12 protein-coding genes and 1 pseudogene are annotated in these 17,805 nt (G+C 51.4%); all 13 read right to left on the bottom strand.

Translation table 11 applies throughout. From position 1 onward, the window contains the following. Positions 1-5: 5 nt before the first annotated feature. The 13 genes and pseudogenes from DW085_RS19540 to frr all read right to left on the bottom strand — a co-directional run bounded on the left by DW085_RS19540 (position 6) and on the right by frr (position 17,805). Positions 6-230 carry a hypothetical protein gene (locus DW085_RS19540; protein WP_243033909.1) on the bottom strand — a complete coding sequence of 75 codons (225 nt, stop codon included), beginning with the start codon at positions 228-230 and terminating at the stop codon, positions 6-8. Between the two features lie 39 nt (positions 231-269). Continuing rightward, the gene (locus tag DW085_RS20350) at positions 270-1,307 is read right to left on the bottom strand and encodes an ATP-binding protein (RefSeq protein WP_347474962.1); all 1,038 of its coding nucleotides are present in this window, start codon (positions 1,305-1,307) and stop codon (positions 270-272) included. Continuing rightward, positions 1,307-3,448, bottom strand: a complete 2,142-nt coding sequence (locus tag DW085_RS03265; RefSeq protein WP_347474961.1) for a diguanylate cyclase — start codon at positions 3,446-3,448, stop codon at positions 1,307-1,309. The genes DW085_RS20350 and DW085_RS03265 overlap by 1 nt, the downstream gene beginning before the upstream one ends. Before the next feature lie 188 nt (positions 3,449-3,636). After that, positions 3,637-4,197, bottom strand: coding sequence for a DNA-3-methyladenine glycosylase I (locus DW085_RS03260; RefSeq protein ID WP_118491340.1), 561 nt, complete (start codon positions 4,195-4,197; stop codon positions 3,637-3,639). Between the two features lie 106 nt (positions 4,198-4,303). Beyond that, entirely contained in the window at positions 4,304-5,866 is a 1,563-nt protein-coding gene (gene cls / locus DW085_RS03255) for a cardiolipin synthase (RefSeq protein WP_118491338.1), read from the bottom strand. Between the two features lie 242 nt (positions 5,867-6,108). Beyond that, complete coding sequence (locus DW085_RS03250; RefSeq protein WP_106999780.1) at positions 6,109-7,383, bottom strand: aminotransferase class I/II-fold pyridoxal phosphate-dependent enzyme; 1,275 nt, start codon at positions 7,381-7,383, stop codon at positions 6,109-6,111. Between the two features lie 72 nt (positions 7,384-7,455). Then, positions 7,456-11,964 carry a PolC-type DNA polymerase III gene (locus tag DW085_RS03245; protein WP_118491336.1) on the bottom strand — a complete coding sequence of 1,503 codons (4,509 nt, stop codon included), beginning with the start codon at positions 11,962-11,964 and terminating at the stop codon, positions 7,456-7,458. Between the two features lie 4 nt (positions 11,965-11,968). Beyond that, a pseudogene (ispG, locus tag DW085_RS03240) lies at positions 11,969-13,044 on the bottom strand (flavodoxin-dependent (E)-4-hydroxy-3-methylbut-2-enyl-diphosphate synthase). 228 nt (positions 13,045-13,272) lie between these two features. Next, positions 13,273-14,400 (bottom strand): RIP metalloprotease RseP, encoded by a 1,128-nt coding sequence (gene rseP, locus DW085_RS03235; protein ID WP_118491334.1) that lies wholly within the window; start codon positions 14,398-14,400, stop codon positions 13,273-13,275. A gap of 1 nt (position 14,401) precedes the next feature. Next, positions 14,402-15,544 carry a 1-deoxy-D-xylulose-5-phosphate reductoisomerase gene (locus DW085_RS03230; RefSeq protein WP_022360463.1) on the bottom strand — a complete coding sequence of 381 codons (1,143 nt, stop codon included), beginning with the start codon at positions 15,542-15,544 and terminating at the stop codon, positions 14,402-14,404. 42 nt (positions 15,545-15,586) lie between these two features. Next, positions 15,587-16,387, bottom strand: a complete 801-nt coding sequence (locus tag DW085_RS03225; protein WP_106999776.1) for a phosphatidate cytidylyltransferase — start codon at positions 16,385-16,387, stop codon at positions 15,587-15,589. A gap of 12 nt (positions 16,388-16,399) precedes the next feature. Further along, complete coding sequence (locus DW085_RS03220; protein WP_118491332.1) at positions 16,400-17,125, bottom strand: isoprenyl transferase; 726 nt, start codon at positions 17,123-17,125, stop codon at positions 16,400-16,402. Between the two features lie 125 nt (positions 17,126-17,250). Continuing rightward, complete coding sequence (gene frr / locus DW085_RS03215) at positions 17,251-17,805, bottom strand: ribosome recycling factor (protein ID WP_022360460.1); 555 nt, start codon at positions 17,803-17,805, stop codon at positions 17,251-17,253.

Raw genomic sequence — 17,805 nt, 5'->3', positions numbered from 1 at the left:
GCAGATCAAACTCTTTCCCCAGTCTCGGAATCTGAAACGAATAGAAAAAAACGCAGTGCGTACACCGCCTGCATATGTCTCTCCAACTCCGAAACAAGCGCTTTCATGCTGTCCAGCTCCCATTCCCGTATTTTCAGAAACACATCCCGCCCCGAAAGCTGTCGTTCCAGCTTTTGAAGGTATTCCGTATTCTGATTTCGGGTAATCGTGTAAATAGAAATTGCTTTCATACCTGTACCGCCTGCGTTCCTTTTCGCCCTTTCCAAACTTTATAGATCCCTCTTTTTGCCGCAGCACTCCATGAGCGCCGCCAGCACCTTATCCATCTGCAGTGGTTTTGCCAGATGCACATTCATCCCAGCTGCCAAGCACTGCCTGGCATCCTCTTCAAAGGCATTTGCCGTCATGGCAAGAATCGGAATCTGCCTTGCATCCGCCCGCGGAATCGCCCGGATCGCGCGTGTCGCAGCCAGACCATCCATCACTGGCATCATCACATCCATGAGAATCGCATCGAACGTCCCCGGAGGTGCCGCCTCAAAGCAGTCTACTGCTTTCTTCCCGTTCTTCACAATCGTGACATGGGCACCCGCATCGGTCAGAAGTGTTTCCGCGATCTCTGCATTCAACTCATTGTCCTCCGCCAAAAGCAGCTTCAAACCGTGAATATCTCCTGACGGCGCTGCTTCCTTAACCGGGAACTCCTCCGGCGGCGGTGCAATCTCAAATGGAATTTCCACCACAAACGTCGTTCCAATGCCGACCTCACTCGTCACCTCGATGTTTCCGTGCATCTGTTCAATCAGCCCTTTGACGATCGTCATGCCAAGCCCAGTTCCCTGGTAAACACTACGCGCATCATTTTTCTCCTGTGCAAACGGGTCAAAGATGTGATCCAGAAATTCCTGGCTCATGCCAACTCCCGTGTCCGAGATCGTCCACCTATAGACGCACCAGCCGTCCCGTACATCCTGCGCCTCCACCCTGGTACTGATTTTTCCGCCCGGACGATTGTATTTGATGCAGTTTCCATAAATATTCAGGAAAATCTGGCGCAGATGGAGCTGGCTGCCATAAATATACGGATACGGAATCTCCGCTTTTCTTTTATCATACTCCCATTGAATGCCCGCATCTACCGCGCGCTCGATGATGATGCTCACGATATCGCGCGTCATCTCTGCCAATGAAATATAATCATGTGCCAGAATGATCTTTCCCTCTTCCAGCTTGCTCATCTGCAGCACATCATTGATAAGGGACAGCAGATGCCCCGCCGCCACCTGCATTTTCCGGTGATTTTCCATCACCATCTCCTTATCATCAAATGTGCCTCATCGATTTTTAAAAGCCCGATAATGCCATTGAGCGGTGTCCGGATATCGTGACTCATGCGGCTTAAGAAATCTGTTTTCGCCCGGTTTGCCGTCCGCATTTCATCAAATGCCGCCTGCAGGCGCGCGTGCTCCTGTTCATCCCGCGCGTGCATCTGCGACGTATCCTGAAGAAGAATGATCGCATGAACCACCGGCATCTCACAAGAAAGCTCCGTATCAAACACGATCGTCTGCGTCATCAGAACTGTTTTCTGTACCCAGCAGATCGTGCCATCTTCCTCCTGGATACAGTATTCCACGGAAATATGTTTCTCCCCTGCCTCAAACCGCTTCAACAGCTTAGCCGGATCATCTGCCAGACGATAGCTTCCCAAGGTCTCCTGGGTGACCATCTTCATATATTCACTGCAATAATCACGGTAAGAACACGGCAGCGGATAGTCCATAAATAGCTCCCGGCATTCCTCGTCTTTTCCATTCAAGACAACACTCTTCTCCAGAATATCCTTTGTCAAATTAACTGTATATATCATATCCGACAGATCCAGGAGTGCATCCACATAGCTGTCATTTTCCAGAATCGACTGTTTGAGCTGTTCGTAATAAAGCGTCAGCTGTTCCTTCGCATCTGCCCGCCCTTCTGAACTTTTCCGGATCGTCTCAAATGCCAGCAGGAAATGATGCAGCTTTCCTTCCTCATCCCAATCTACCGGGATCAGCGTCAGGCGGCTGTAGAGTCCCTGACCGTTCGTGTCATACTGCAATTCGAGTAGATCTCCCTCCGCCTGCAGCTTCCCGGAAAGCTCTGAAACCTGCAGGCTCTGGCGGATGTTGGCGCGGTCAGCACGAGCCACCCGTTCCGCTGCTATCTGCTCCGCCGCACCGGAATAGCTTCCGTCCGACGCCAGAAAGAAATCAGCACTGGCACGGAGTGCCCGGTAGGTATCCATGTGTGCGTCGCAGTAGAGACAATCCGAAAAGTTTCTCCCGAACCGGTTTAAAAGCTTGAGCAGGTGGAAATCCAGCCGTTTTTCCGCTGCCGCTTCCTCACGCTTTACATGGTTTTTGTTGATATACATATTTTTATCGGCAAAATTGAAAAGCTCCCGCATCGTACTGCCCGGAAAATCACTGGCAAGTGCATACCCGACCGCATAGCTGAGCGGCGTATCCGGATATCCCCTTGACTCCTCTGTCATCGCCTCCCGCACATGGGCGAGGCATTCCCGCATAGCATCCTCATCCAGACCATGCGTAACGGCAATAAATTCATCGCCGCCGTCCCGCCCTACGAACTGTTCCGCAGGCATGGACGCGCGCAGACAGACGGCGAACCGCCTGATGTAGGCATCCCCCGCCTCATGCCCCATGCTGTTGTTGATTCGGCGGAGATTATTCAGGTCAAAACTGCATACTCCCACATCCTCTTCCGCCGGTTCCGGATCATCCAGCAATTCTTCACATTTATTCTTATTTGGAAGTCCGGTCGCCTTGTCCAGATAAACCTTTTTCTGCAGCACACGGTTCATCGCCGCATAGCGCACCGCCTTGATAAATTCATATCCAATCAGAAGCATCAGAACAATAATATCAATCGTGATATATTTTTCAATTACCGTCAGCGAGGATGCCTTCCGCTGGGAATACGCCTCCGCCAGTCCCGTCGCCTCATCACAGATTTCAAAGAACCGCTCGCTCTTATCAATGATCTCTGTATTCTCATAGCCGACTTCTCGGACACGCAGGATTTCATCGTGAAGCGCGGCAAAGTAATCATCCAGCTCCTGCATCTTACTCTGAAACGCCCCGTCATCGAGGCGCACCAGCCCCAGTTCTCCATTGCCATTCCGCAGACCGTCGACAAGGGCCTCAATATCCTGAATCATACCATCTTCCGGCTGACCGGAAATTTCCAATTTAATGATACGCTGTGTTTTTCCGCGCACCAGTCCCGCATAATTGACCACACGCGCCGTTCCCTGAATACTGGAGACAATTCCCATCATCACGATAATCAGTGCCGCCAGCATAACCGCCAGCACGCCGATGCAGATCTGTATTATGTTTGAAGTCTTTTTCTTCTTACTCTTATTCGCATTCTCGGAATCCATCGCTCCGTCCTCCCGTGAAAAAGAATGTGCCTTGGCACATTCTCGCGCCAAGCGCGGTCGCTTGCGACATGTTTCTGCTTCGCGCGAGTGCGCATCCTCGCGGAGCGTTTTTTGTTTCATAGGACGTAATTTCCTATGAAACAAAAACCCTGGCACGCCCTTTTCCCTGCACCTGCCATCTTGTTATTTTACATCTCATATCCCAGAAAGCATCCATCCTCATGCGACTCAATCCGCCCGACCGCCTGCAGATACGAATAAATAATCACCGTCCCGGCAAACTTCATCCCACGCTTTTTGAGATCTGCCGACACTGCATCTGAGAGCGGCGAGCTGACCTTGCCTGTCTCATGAATCACCGCTTCTCCCGTCCAGTGAGTCAGATACGCGTCAAAACTCCCATATTCATTCTGAATTTCCCGGAATATCCGTGCATTCGTGACAGCGGCATGAATTTTCAGCCGGTTATGTACAATTCCCGGGGCGGTCCGGAGTGCTTCCTCCTTCGCCTCGTCGTAACCGCACACCTTGTCCAGGTCAAATTCATCGAACGCGGCGCGGAATGCCTCCCGCTTATTGAGAATGCACTCCCACGAAAGCCCTGCCTGAAAGCATTCAAGGATCAGCATCTCAAAGAGCTTCGCATCATCCCGAACCAGCTTTCCCCACTCCTCGTCGTGATAACGGATATACAATTCATTCTTTGGATTCGCCCAGCAGCAGCGGTGTCTTCCATCGTGCCATTCCATACGTTTATCTCTCCCTGTTCGTCATTTGCTCTCACATTTTTTGCTTATTTATCCTTGTTTTTCATTCAAGAAAACATAAATATGCCATATCTCTCGTTTTGAAGTTCTACATAAGCGGCGCCAGAATCCGCAGCGCCTTCCCCGCAAACCGCCGGATAAACGGATACTTCCGGCAGTTTTCCAGAGTGATCCGCTCGCTCTTTGCAAGTGTTTTCTGGAAATCTTCTTCCACATCCATCACAACCGCATTGCGGAAGAAATAGGACGCACACTCAAAATGCAGATACAGGCTTCTGAAATCAAGGTTGATCGTTCCGACCACCGCCTTCTCATCGTCGCTCGTAAACATCTTCGCATGGATAAAGCCCGGCGTGTATTCATAGATCTGGACACCAGCCCGCAGAAGCTCTGCATAATAGCTGCGAGCCAGCAGGTACGCATATAACTTATCCGGTATATGCGGCATGATAATAATGACCTCCACGCCGCGCTTTGCTGCAAACTTGAGCGCCGCCAGCGTCGTATCATCGAGAATCAGATACGGGGTCGTGATGTGCACATACCGGCGTGAACGCCCTAAAATATCGAGGTACACCGACTCGCCGACATTTTCCCCGTCGAGCGGGCTGTCCGCATACGGCATCACAAAGCCGCCGTATGCCATCCCCGCCGGCATATGAAATTCCGGCGGACATAAAAATCGGCGGTACTCCTCGCCATCCCGCTCCGTCACATCCCAGAGCTGCAGAAACATCATCGTAAAACTATCCACGGCTTTTCCTTTGATCAGGACTGCCGTGTCCTTCCAGTGTCCAAAGCGCACCCGCTGGTTGATATACTCATCCGCCAGGTTCACGCCTCCGGTAAACGCAGTATGACCATCAATCACGCAGATCTTCCGGTGATCGCGGTTATTCTGATAACTCGAGAGAGCCGGACGCACCGGCGCAAAAATCTTGCACTGAATCCCCTTCTCCTGCATCGCCTTCTCATAGCCGTGCGGCAGCGTGAAGAGATTTCCCATGCCGTCATACATAAATCGGACTTCCACGCCCTCGGCGGCCTTCGTCTCTAACACCTGTAAAATCGCATCCCACATCACTCCGTGTTCTACGATAAAATATTCCATAAATATAAAATGTTCCGCTTTTTTGAGTTCTTCCAATAATACTGGAAACATATCATCTCCCAGCGGGAAATAACGTGCCCCCGTATTTTCATACGCCGGGAAACGTCCGTACTGGTTCATATAGCGGACGAGATTGCCGCCGCTGGCGCTGATGCTCTCATAGTGTGCCAGCACCTCCGGATCCTGTAAAAGGTACGGACGCAGTTTTGTCCCAACTTCCTCGATCCGCCGGTTAATACGGTGCGTGCCAGGCTGCAGCGTCAAAAACAGATAAAACAGCGTTCCAAACACTGGAAATACCAGAATCGGCACAACCCAGGACAGCTTGATCGTGCTGTTTCCTTCATCGCTGATAATATAGATCAATATCAGGGCACTGAGTATCGCAGATCCGCCATACATATAAATCAGGTACTCTCTAAACCAGTCAAACCCGGCAAAGAGCACAAGAATCTGTATCAGCAGAAACAGCGTTCCCAGCGTGGTACGCCCGAAAATCAGACGCAGCAGTTTTTTCAATTTTTTAAGTATTTTTTCCATTTTCTACCAGTCCATTTCTCTATCTCGTTCATCGGGCATCTGTCATATCATTTAAAACTACAGTGCCATCTCTCATAGTATGACAGATTTTTGCAAATAAAACAAGAGGTCAGCCAGAGACTGACACAGATTTATGTGTCATCCCGACTGACCTGTCATTGCAAGCGCTCATTTTAACAACCGCATTGAAACATCTCACTGATATTCCGCATAAGGCTTATATAGCGCCATTTCCTGGAATTTTAGTCCTCCAGTGCCTGACGGATATCCTCGATGATATCATCCGCATTCTCAATTCCGACACTCAAACGGATCAGGCTCGGATCAACGCCCGCCTCCTTGAGCTGCTCGTCGGAGAGCTGACGGTGAGTATGACTTGCCGGATGCAGCACGCAGGTTCTCGCATCGGCAACATGGGTTACGATGGCTGCCAGTTTCAGCTTATCCATGAACTCGCCAGCTGCCTGACGACCGCCCTTTAAGCCGAAAGAAATAACGCCGCATGTACCGTTCGGCATATATTTCTGCGCCAGTGCATGGTATTTATCATTTTCAAGTCCCGGATAATTCACCCAGGCCACATCTTCACGGCTCTGTAAATACTCGGCGACCTTCTGTGCATTCTCACAGTGGCGCGGCACACGCAGATGCAGTGTCTCCAGACCGATATTCAATAAGAAGGAATTCTGCGGGGACGGGATGGAACCGAGATCACGCATTACCTGTGCGGTTGCCTTGGTGATATAAGCCGCCTTACCGAATTTCTTCGTGTAAATAATGCCGTGGTAAGACTCATCCGGCGTCGTCAGACCCGGGAATTTATCTGCATGTGCCTCCCAGTCAAAGTTGCCACTGTCCACGATGCAGCCGCCGACGGTCATCGCATGTCCATCCATATATTTTGTAGTAGAATGCGTTACAATATCTGCGCCCCACTCGAACGGACGGCAGTTGATCGGAGTTGCAAACGTATTATCTACAATAAATGGAATACCATTTCTGTGTGCAATCCGGGCAAATTTTTCCAGATCCAGCACTACCAGAGCCGGGTTTGCAATCGACTCACCGAAGATACACTTTGTGTTCGGGCGGATCGCCTTCTCGATCTCCTCTTCCGGCGCATCCGGGTCAACTAACGTAACATCGACGCCCATTTTTTTCATCGTAACGACAAACAGGTTTGATGTGCCGCCGTATACGGTTGCCGAGCAGACCAGATGATCGCCCGCGCCGCAGATATTAAATACCGCATAAAAGTTTGCCGCCTGTCCGGAGGATGTCAGCATTGCTGCCGCGCCGCCCTCCAGCTCACGGATCTTATCTGCGACTGCATCATTGGTCGGGTTTGCCAGACGGGTATAAAAATATCCGTTTTCCTCCAGATCGAAGAGTCTTCCCATCTGCTCACTGGTTGAATACTTAAAGGTCGTGCTCTGGTAGATCGGCAGAATTCTCGGCTCGCCATTTTTCGGCTGCCATCCGCCCTGGATGCACGTTGTTTCCATTGAACGTTTCATTTTTCTTCTCCTTCATATGTTTATTTTTAAATAATTATATAGTAATTGAGCCTATTTTTTAGTACAGCTCTTTTACATCACCATATCAAACAGCGAAAGCTGATTGCTCTCCGGCAACCCCGTCAGAATTCCCAGCTCTGCCATCAGATCGCACACCGTTTTCGTAACCTTGGTACGGTTGATAAAGTCCTCTTTCGACAAGAACTTTCCATCCTCCGCCGCAAAAACAATCGCGTCTGCCGCTTTCTCGCCGAGTCCGTCGATACTGCTTAACGACGGCATCAGCTTTCCGTCTATGATCTGGAAATTGCGGGCTTTTGCCCGGTAAATATCGATGGGCATGAATTCAAATCCGCGCGCATACATTTCCTGTACGATACGCATATCGCGCAGCGTGTCCTGCTCTTTCTTGGAAAGAGAATCCGACCGGCTCTTGTACTCCGCCAGATGGTACTCCAGCTTATCGCGCCCCTGGCACATCAGCTTGTAGGTAAATCCACTCGCCCGGATGCTGAAATATGCCGCATAGTATGCCAGCGGGTAAAATACCTTACAGTACGCCACACGCCACGCCATCATAACGTAAGCCGCCGCGTGCGCCTTCGGGAACATATACTTGATTTTCAGGCAGGAATCGATATACCACTGCGGCACATCGTGAGCTTTCATCTCCTCGATCCACTCCGGTTTCAGTCCTTTTCCTTTTCGGACAGACTCCATGATAGTGAAGGAGAGTCCCTCTTCAAGTCCTTTCTGAATCAGATAAATCATAATATCGTCTCGACAACAGATCGCCGTCTGAATCGTCGCCTGTCCGCTCAGGATAAGGTCTTTCGCATTGCCTAACCATACATCCGTACCGTGGGACAGACCGGAAATCCGCACCAAATCCGAAAAATATTTCGGTTTGGCGTCGATCAACATCTGCATCGCGAAGTCTGTACCAAACTCCGGAATGCCAAGCGCCCCAAGCTTACAGCCGCCGAGATCCTCCGGCGTGACACCGAGCGCTTCCGTGTTCTGGAAGAGACTCATGACCTCCTTCGAATCCAGTGGAATATCCTTAACCGGATCGAGTCCCGTCAAATCCTGCAGCATACGAATCATGGTCGGATCATCGTGTCCGAGAATATCGAGTTTTAACAAGTTGTGGTCGATGGAGTGGTAATCGAAATGCGTCGTAACGGTACGCGTCGTCATATCGTCCGCCGGGTGCTGCACCGGCGTAAACGTGTCAATCTCCTCTCCGAGGGGCAATACGATGATACCGCCCGGATGCTGTCCAGTGGTACGCCGCACACCGACGCAGCCGGACACGATGCGCTCAATCTCGCACCGGCGCTTACGAATTCCTTTATCCTCATAATAATGCGCCACAAAACCATACGCTGTCTTATCTGCCAGCGTACCGATCGTCCCCGCACGGAAGGTTTGTCCTTTTCCAAAGATGACCTCCGTGTAGCTGTGCGCCCGGCTCTGATATTCACCGGAAAAGTTTAAGTCGATATCCGGCTCCTTATCGCCCTTGAATCCCAGGAACGTCTCAAACGGAATGTCGAACCCGTCTTTTTTCAGCGGTTTGCCGCACTTTGGACATATCTTATCCGGCATATCACAGCCCGCCATACCCGAAAACTTTTTTACATCTTCTGAATCAAAATCGTAATAATGGCAACTCGGACAATAGTAGTGCGGACTCAGCGGATTTACCTCCGTGATACCAGACATCGTCGCCGCCAGTGAGGAACCAACAGATCCTCGCGAACCAACCAGATATCCATCCTCATTCGACTTCCAAACCAGTTTCTGCGCGATGATATACATAACGGCAAATCCATTGGAAATGATCGAGTGAAGTTCCCGCTCCAACCGATCGACTACCATCTTCGGCAGCTTATCGCCGTACATATCATGTGCACGGTTGTAGCAGATGGTACGCAGCGTATCATCCGAATTCGGAATAACCGGCGGACACTTGTCCGGGCGTACCGGGGAAATGCGCTCACACATCGCCGCGATCTTGCGCGTGTTTGTGATAACGATCTCCTCCGCCTTATCGCTGCCTAAATATTCAAATTCCCTCAGCATTTCCTCGGTAGTCCGCAAATACAGCGGTGCCTGATCGTCTGCATCCTTAAAGCCCTTGCTCGCCATGATGATACGGCGGTAGACCTCATCCTCCGGGTCGAGGAAATGGACATCGCAGGTCGCGCAGACCGGCTTGTTCCACTGTTCGCCAAGTTCAATCACTTTGCGGTTCAGATCCTGCAGATCCTCCCAGGTGTTGACCGAACTTTTCTCATCCCGCAGCATAAATGCGTTGTTTCCAAGCGGCTGCACTTCCAGATAATCGTAGAAATTTGCAATTTTTCCCAGTTCTTCCTCCGGAATCCCGCGCAGGATCGCCTGAAACAGCTCTCCCGCCTCGCACGCCGACCCAAGAATCAGCCCCTCGCGGTGGCTCGCCAGCAGACTCTTCGGAATCCGCGGACGTTTTGCAAAATATGTCAGGTTCGACTGGGAAATCAACCGGTACAGGTTGATTCGCCCGACATCATTCTTCGCCAGAATAATAATATGGTAGGTCGGCATCTTCCGGATCATTTCCGGTGTCATTTTGCTGAGTTCGTTGAGCTGCGTCAGGTTTTCGATATCACGAGCCTTTAACATCTCGATGAACTTGACAAAAATCTCTGCCGTCGCCCCCGCATCATCGACCGCCCGGTGATGGTTTTCAAGGGAAATTTTAAGCTCTTTCGCTACCGTGTCAAGCTTGAAGCGGTTCAGGTTCGGCAGCAGGACACGCGCCAGCGAAACCGTATCGAGAACGGTCGGCTGGAATGTGAGTCCCTGCCGTCTCGCATTTTCTTTGATGAAACTGATATCAAACGACGCGTTGTGCGCGACCATGACCGCACCCTCGCAGAATGCCAGAAACTCCGGCAGAACCTCTTCGATCGTCGGCGCGCTGATTACCATGCCGTCGTTGATGCTTGTCAGCTGTTCAATGTCATAGGGGATTGGCACTTCTGGGTTGACAAATGTGCTGAATTTGTCCACAATCTTTCCATCCGTCACACGCACCGCGCCGATCTCGATGATGCGGTTCTTGATCGGGCTGAAACCGGTCGTCTCGATATCGAATACAACGCAGGTGTGGTCTAACGTCTGTCCTTTCTCATTCTCCGCCAGCTCCTTCATATCATCGACGAGATAGCCCTCAACACCATAGAGGATCTTGAAGTTTTCGCCCTTATCGACCGCATGGTTCGCATCCGGAAACGCCTGCACACAGCCGTGGTCGGTGACAGCGATGGCGTCCATGCCCCACTGTTTGGCACGTTTGATGATATCCTTGACCTCGGAAACACCGTCCATATCGCTCATCTTTGTGTGACAGTGAAGCTCCACGCGCTTGAGCGGACTGTTGTCCATCCGCTTGCTGGTGAAATCTTCGCATTTCTTGATGCCGGAAACCGAACCGATCGTCAGCTCGCCGTCAAATTTATCAATGTTGGCAACACCCTTGATGCGGACAAACTGTCCCGCCTTGGTCGCCGTCTTCAAATCATCCAGCGTATCCTCCCGTGCAAAGATCTTGACGCCGATTGTATCTGTAAAATCCGTTACCGAAAACATAAACAGTGTGTTGCCGCTGCGAAGCTCCCTTAGCTCGCAGGTCAGGATCTTTCCGCGGATGACAACCTGCCCAACCTCGCCTTCCAACTCCTCGATCGGGCTCGCCTCCTCATCGAAATCGCGCCCAAACAGCACATCCGGATTGTCGGATTTCTTCATATAGCCCGAACGGCGGTACTCGCCGCCCTTGCCAGATCCAGCATTTGCGCTGCCTGCCTGGTTTCTGCCTCCTGCCGGATTCCCCCCGGCTTTCAGCTTACCAACCGGTTTTAAAACAGTCTTTCCCTCGTCAAATGGCAGATCGACACCGCCAGAGGCAGGTTCTGCCCCCGATGGTTCCATATACGCCTCATTGGCACCTGCTGCTCCGGCAGCCGCGCCGCTTCCGCCTGCCGCCTGCGGCTTCATGTAGATGATCTCCGGCTCAGTATTCTTCTTCTCAACCGGACGGTAGGAAGTCTTCACAACCACCGGCACATTGCAGCGCTCGGTGAAGATTTTCTCCAGAATCCGCACCAGCTCCGGTGCCTTATCGCGCACGATCATCGTGTCCTCCAGCGACAGCTTCAGGTATCCTTCTTCTTCAAAATTCATCTCCGCCTTACGGAACATATTATAAAGAAGGATACTGTAATTTTTCAGCTCCATCAAAATGCTGTCCCGGTATACATTCATGAGTTTTTCCGGCGTGTACTGGCTGGACAGATGGTATTTCTCCAAAATCTTGATCGTCACCCGTTTGCCCGGAAACAACTGCTCCTTGATGCCTTTTTCCAGATCGTAGATACTCTGCTTGTGCATCAGGCGCGGGCTGTCGATGTATACGCGGATCACGCTCCGGTCACGGTTCGTCGAGATCTTCTCGATCCCGACCATTTCAAGCAGTCCCCGCACATTTTCCGCAATATGTAAATCTGGAAATACCTCCAGAAATGTTTTCATTCTATCATTCCTTTGCTTTTTTCTCTTCCACCATCCGGTCAAGCTCCGCTTTGAGCGCCGGTAAAAGTTCACTCTCCGGCAGTTTTTTCACAATCTCGCCCTTGCGTATCAGAAGTCCTTCGCCGATACCGCCGGCTACACCGAGATCGGCTTCCTTCGCCTCGCCCGGTCCGTTGACCACGCAGCCCATGACGGCAACCTTGATATCCAGCGGATATCCCTGTACCAGCGTCTCCACCTGGTTTGCCAGACCGATGAGGTCGATCTGCGTGCGTCCGCAGGTCGGACATGAAACAACTTCCACGCCTCCCCGACGAAGGCCCAGCGTCTTCAAAATCAGCTTTGCCGACTTGATCTCCTCCAGCGGGCTGCCTGTCAGGGACACGCGGATCGTATCACCGATTCCCTGACTCAAAATCAGTCCCAGACCGACCGCTGACTTGATATTGCCCGCAATCACAGTTCCCGCCTCTGTGATACCGACATGCAGCGGATAATGAGTCTTTTTTGCAATTAGTTCATGTGCTTTTACACACATCATAACATCCGAAGATTTGATGCTGATAACCAGATTGTCATAACCCATCTGCTCAATCAGGCAACCTTATCCAGCGCACTCTCAACGAGTCCTTCCGCTGTCACGCCGCCATATTTCTCTACCAATGGCTTTTCCAAAGAACCGCTGTTGACGCCGACACGAATCGGCACGCCATACTCTTTTGCCTTGTCAACCACCGCCTGGATCCGCTCTCTGGAACCGATATTTCCCGGATTGATACGGATTTTGTCCGCGCCGCACTCGATCGCCGCGATCGCGAGACGATAGTCAAAATGAATATCCGCCACCAATGGAATATGTATCTGGCGTTTAATCTCCGTCAGGGCAGCAGCCGCCTCCATTGTCGGCACTGCCACACGGATAATATCGCAGCCCGCGTGCTCCAGCGCCAGAATCTGCTCGACGGTCGCCTTCACATCCTCTGTTTTCGTATTACACATCGACTGGATCAGAATCGGATTGCCGCCGCCGATCTGACGTTTTCCAATCTGCACCACTTTCGTCTCGTCCCGGTATCCCATATCGTTCCTCCCAAACCTTTCTTCTCCGACATGAAATTTCCGGTCTTTTTCGAGCGAATCTTTCATGCCTTTGAATTAAATGAATTAGTAACTGTTCAGTACCTTCACAGTCACGCGCAAAAATCCATCAAAAATTGCCTACGGCAATGGGATTTTTGCCTGCTGACCCATGTTTTCGTACGGTCAGCGCAGTAAATGCGCAGACCTACTGAACAGTTACATGAATTATTACAATAAATTTCTAATATCATTAAACAACACAAACAGCATCAGCGTCATCAATGCCGCCATGCCCGCCATATGAACCATGCCCTCTTTTTCCGGATCAACCGGCTTGCCGCGCAGCATCTCCAGAATGATAAAGACGAGCCGTCCGCCGTCCAGCGCCGGAACCGGAAGCAGGTTCATGACACCCAGATTGGCGCTGAGTAGAATACACATATTGGCCAGATTGACAAGCACAATCATAAGTCCGTAGCTCTGGCTCTCCTTGACCGTCGTGCCGATCATCGACACAATCCGCACCGGACCCGCGATATCGTTCGAGCTGACCTGCCGCTTCAGAATCATGCCAAGGCTGCTGAACGTCACACGGATCCAATAGCGCACTTCATAGAAGCTATACTGCGCCGTCTGAATCACGGACGCCGGTTTCCGGTAAACGCCGCCACTGATTCCAATAAGATAGCGTCCCGCCTCCTCGGAATAGCGCGGAACCATCTGCGTCGTGTAGGATTTCCCATCCCGCACATACTCCACCGTGACACTCTTTCCCGGATGAAACTGCAGATACGTCTGCACATCGCGGTACAGATAGGTGCGCGTGCCATTTAAGCGCTCGATCGTATCGCCCGCCTGCAGCCCCGCCTCCTGTGCCGGATAGCCGTCCTCAACACTGACAACCGACGCCGGATCAAATCCCACACAGCTGATCACGAAAAAGGCGCAAAACCACGCCAGAATGAAGTTGAATACAGGTCCTGCCACCACGACTTTAAAACGTGTCCAGGCAGAAACCGCATTAAAATAAATCCCCGTTGCGCCCGGAGGCAGCAGGAGCCGATCCGTTTTTCCATCTGTCAGACTCTGGTTCTGATCGCAGGAACTCCCTTTTTCCGTCTCACCCGGCGCATCATACCCTTCATCTTCCCCCAGCATCATACAAGAACCGCCAAACGGAAACAGCTTCAGCGAGTACCGCGTCCCGCCTTTCACAAAACTGAAAAGTCTAGGACCCATGCCGAGCGAAAACTCAACGACGCAGATTCCGCCCCGTTTTGCCAATAAAAAATGTCCAAATTCGTGAAACAGCACGATCAGGCTGAATACAATCAGTGCCGCCAGCAAACTTACCAATCTACCACCTGCTCTCTATAAAATCATAGGTTTCCTGTTCTGCTGCCAGAATCTCTTCGACCGTCGGATTCTCTTTCACGGTATGGTGTTCCATCGCCGCCTCAATCATATCAGTGATGGTCAGATATCCGATCTCGCGATCGAGGAATTTCTGGACTGCCCGCTCATTTGCCGCATTGAACACGGTCGGAAGCGTGCCGCCGCGCCGTCCGGCTTTGTATGCCAGGGAAAGTCCGTGGAAATTCTCAAAATCCGGCGCTTCAAAGGTAATCTGTGCCAGCTTTGCAAAATCCAGCCGGTCGCCCGCCAGGAAGCGGCGCTCCGGATAATACAGCGCATACTGGATCGGAAGCTTCATATCCGGCGTGCCGAGCTGCGCTATCACCGCGCCGTCCTCGTATTCTACCATTGAATGAATCACACTCTGCGGCTGCACAACCACCTGCACCTGATCCATCTCCACGCCAAAGAGCCATCTTGCCTCCATAACTTCCAGACCTTTGTTTACCATCGTGGAACTGTCGATCGTGATCTTGCGCCCCATCGTCCAGTTCGGATGTTTCAGTGCATCTTCGACCTGCACACCCTTCATCTGCTCTCTCGTCCATCCGCGGAACGGTCCGCCGGACGCTGTCAGGAGAATCTTGTGGATCTTATTTCCCGTCTCACCGTTCAAACTCTGGAAAATCGCGCTGTGCTCGCTGTCCACCGGCAGAATGCGGACATGCTTCTCCTTTGCCAGCGACATAATGATATGCCCGGCCGTTACCAGGGTCTCTTTGTTTGCAAGTGCAATATCTTTTCCAGCATTCATCGCTGCGATCGTCGGGCGGATACCGATCATTCCGACTACCGCTGTCACCACAATCTCCGCACCCAGCTCCGTTGCCACTGCGAGAAGTCCATCCATGCCGCTCTCGACACGGATATCCAGATCGCGCACACGGTCTTTCAGTTCTTTTGCTTTTTCCTCGTTCCAGACCGCCGCGATCTTCGGAGAAAACTCCCGGATCTGTTTCTCCAGAAGATCAATATTGCTTCCAGCCGCCAGAGCCGTTACTTCTATATCTTTATTCGCCCGGACCACTTCCAATGTCTGTGTTCCGATCGATCCGGTTGATCCAAGTATCGCAATTTTTTTCATTTCTTATTCTCCTGTTTCTGTATTTTCATACATGCTTCCGTTTTATCGTAAAAACGTCAGTGCAAAATAAATCGCCGGTGCCGTAAAAATCATGCTGTCGAACCGATCCAGCACGCCGCCGTGTCCCGGAATCAGGTTTCCGTAATCCTTGACATTGTGGTTCCGCTTGATCGCCGACGCCGCCAGATCCCCGATCTGGGAAATGACCGCCGCAATCGCACACGCCACCGCGCATGCCACCATCGGATTGCTGACCTCGTCCATCTTCGCACCGAAGAAATACGCATAAATGCAGCCTAACAGAGCCGATCCGACCACACCGCCGACGGCGCCCTCGATCGATTTTTTCGGGCTTAAAACCGGTGCCAGACGGTGTTTTCCAAGGAGCATTCCCGCGCAGTATGCGCAGGTGTCACAGCCCCATGAGCTTAAAAAGATCAGCCAGACAAGGTATTTTCCGTCCGCCATTGCCCGCACCTGATACAGGTAGGAAAGCATAATTCCCAGATAAAAAATGCCGAAAAATGCTACTGTAATCTGCTCGGTCCCATATTTCGGAAACGTGAACACGTAAATGCTCATCAGCACCATCAGGGCTGCAATCGCAAGCAGCGTCACATAATGCTGCCCTTCAAACCACACCAGCCCATAATATCCCAGACACGCCAGATATCCGGCGATGCCCGGCGCTTTTTTCTCAATCCCCATAACCCGGTAAAGCTCAAACATACCGATCAGGGAGATTGCGGCGGTCACACAGTACAGAAGGACACCGCCCTTTGTAACCAGTAAAATCGCGAGTGCTACAAGCACAATCCCGCTTATCAGCCTCGTTCTGAACATGGCAACTCCTCCTTATGCCTTGACTCCGCCAAAGCGTCTGTCTCTTTGATTGAACTGCTCAATTGCCTTTATAAGCTCGTCGCGGTTGAAATCCGGCCACAGGCAGTCCGTGATATAAATCTCACTGTAGGCAAGCTGCCACAGCAGATAATTGGACAGGCGGATCTCGCCGCTGGTGCGGATCAGAAGATCCGGATCCGGGATGCCCGCCGTATCTAAATAGGACGCAACGGTCTGCTCTGTCACGTTCTCCGGCACCAGCTTTCCGTCCTGACAGTCCATCATCATATGGCGCACCGCGCGCGTGATCTCATCTCTGCCGCCGTAGTTGACTGCGATCACAAAGGTCATGCCCGTGTTTGCCGCCGTCTCGTCTTCCAGGCGGTTGATGCCCTCGATGATATCGCTGTCAAAGCGCGTGCGGTCGCCGATCATTTTGACTCTTACATTATTTTTCTTGGCAATCTTTAAAAGCCGTTTCAGATAAAAACGGAAGAGCTGCATCAGCGCCCCTACTTCTTCAGCGGAACGCTTCCAGTTTTCCGTTGAAAAACCATATACCGTCAGATAACGGATTCCCAGTCTCGCTGCATCCTCAACCGTCTGTTCAACCGTCACACACCCCTCTTTATGACCTGCGGTTCTCGGAAGGCCTCTCTTCTTCGCCCATCTGCCGTTGCCATCCAGAATGAGGGCGACATGCTGCGGAATTACCAGGTTTTCGATATCCCTTTCCATCCAGTTTTCCTCCATAATATTCCCTTAATAGCCAGAAAACAGGACCAGCCGGCCATCCGCATCTGCAATGCCGGCCAGCCCTGCTTGAGGCAGCCTGATTTTTACATTTAAACTCTATTGTATTTTTATACAGTCATGATCTCGGCTGTTTTTTCTTCTACTGCTTTATCAACCTTTGCGATCATCTTGTCAGTCAGCTTCTGGATCTGATCCTCGCCATCTGCCAGCTCGTCCTCGGTGATCTCGCCGCCTTTTTCCAGCTTCTTTAACAGGTCGTTTGCATCACGGCGGATATTGCGGACTGCAACCTTCGCGCCCTCGCCCTTTTTCTTAACATCCTTTGCCAGATCTTTACGGCGTTCCTCAGTAAGCTCCGGGAAAATCAGGCGGACTGCACTTCCATCGTTGTTCGGGTTGATACCCAGATCGGAAGTCAGGATCGCTTTCTCGATGTCCTTAATGAGCTTCTTCTCCCACGGCTGGATCAGAATCATACGCGGCTCCGGTACAGAGATATTTGCCACCTGCTGTAACGGGGTCGGTGCGCCGTAGTAATCTACTTTGATTTTGTCCAGTACATGCGGGTTCGCACGTCCAGCACGAATGGATGTATACTCATTCAGCAGTGCGTCATAGGACTTATTCATCTTCTCTTCGTAAACTTTTAATCTCTCCTGCAT

Source organism: Clostridium sp. AF50-3 (genome assembly GCF_003477445.1).
GTDB classification, from domain to species: Bacteria; Bacillota; Clostridia; order Lachnospirales; family Lachnospiraceae; genus Otoolea; species Otoolea fessa.
This window is presented reverse-complemented; position numbering and strand designations above follow the sequence as displayed.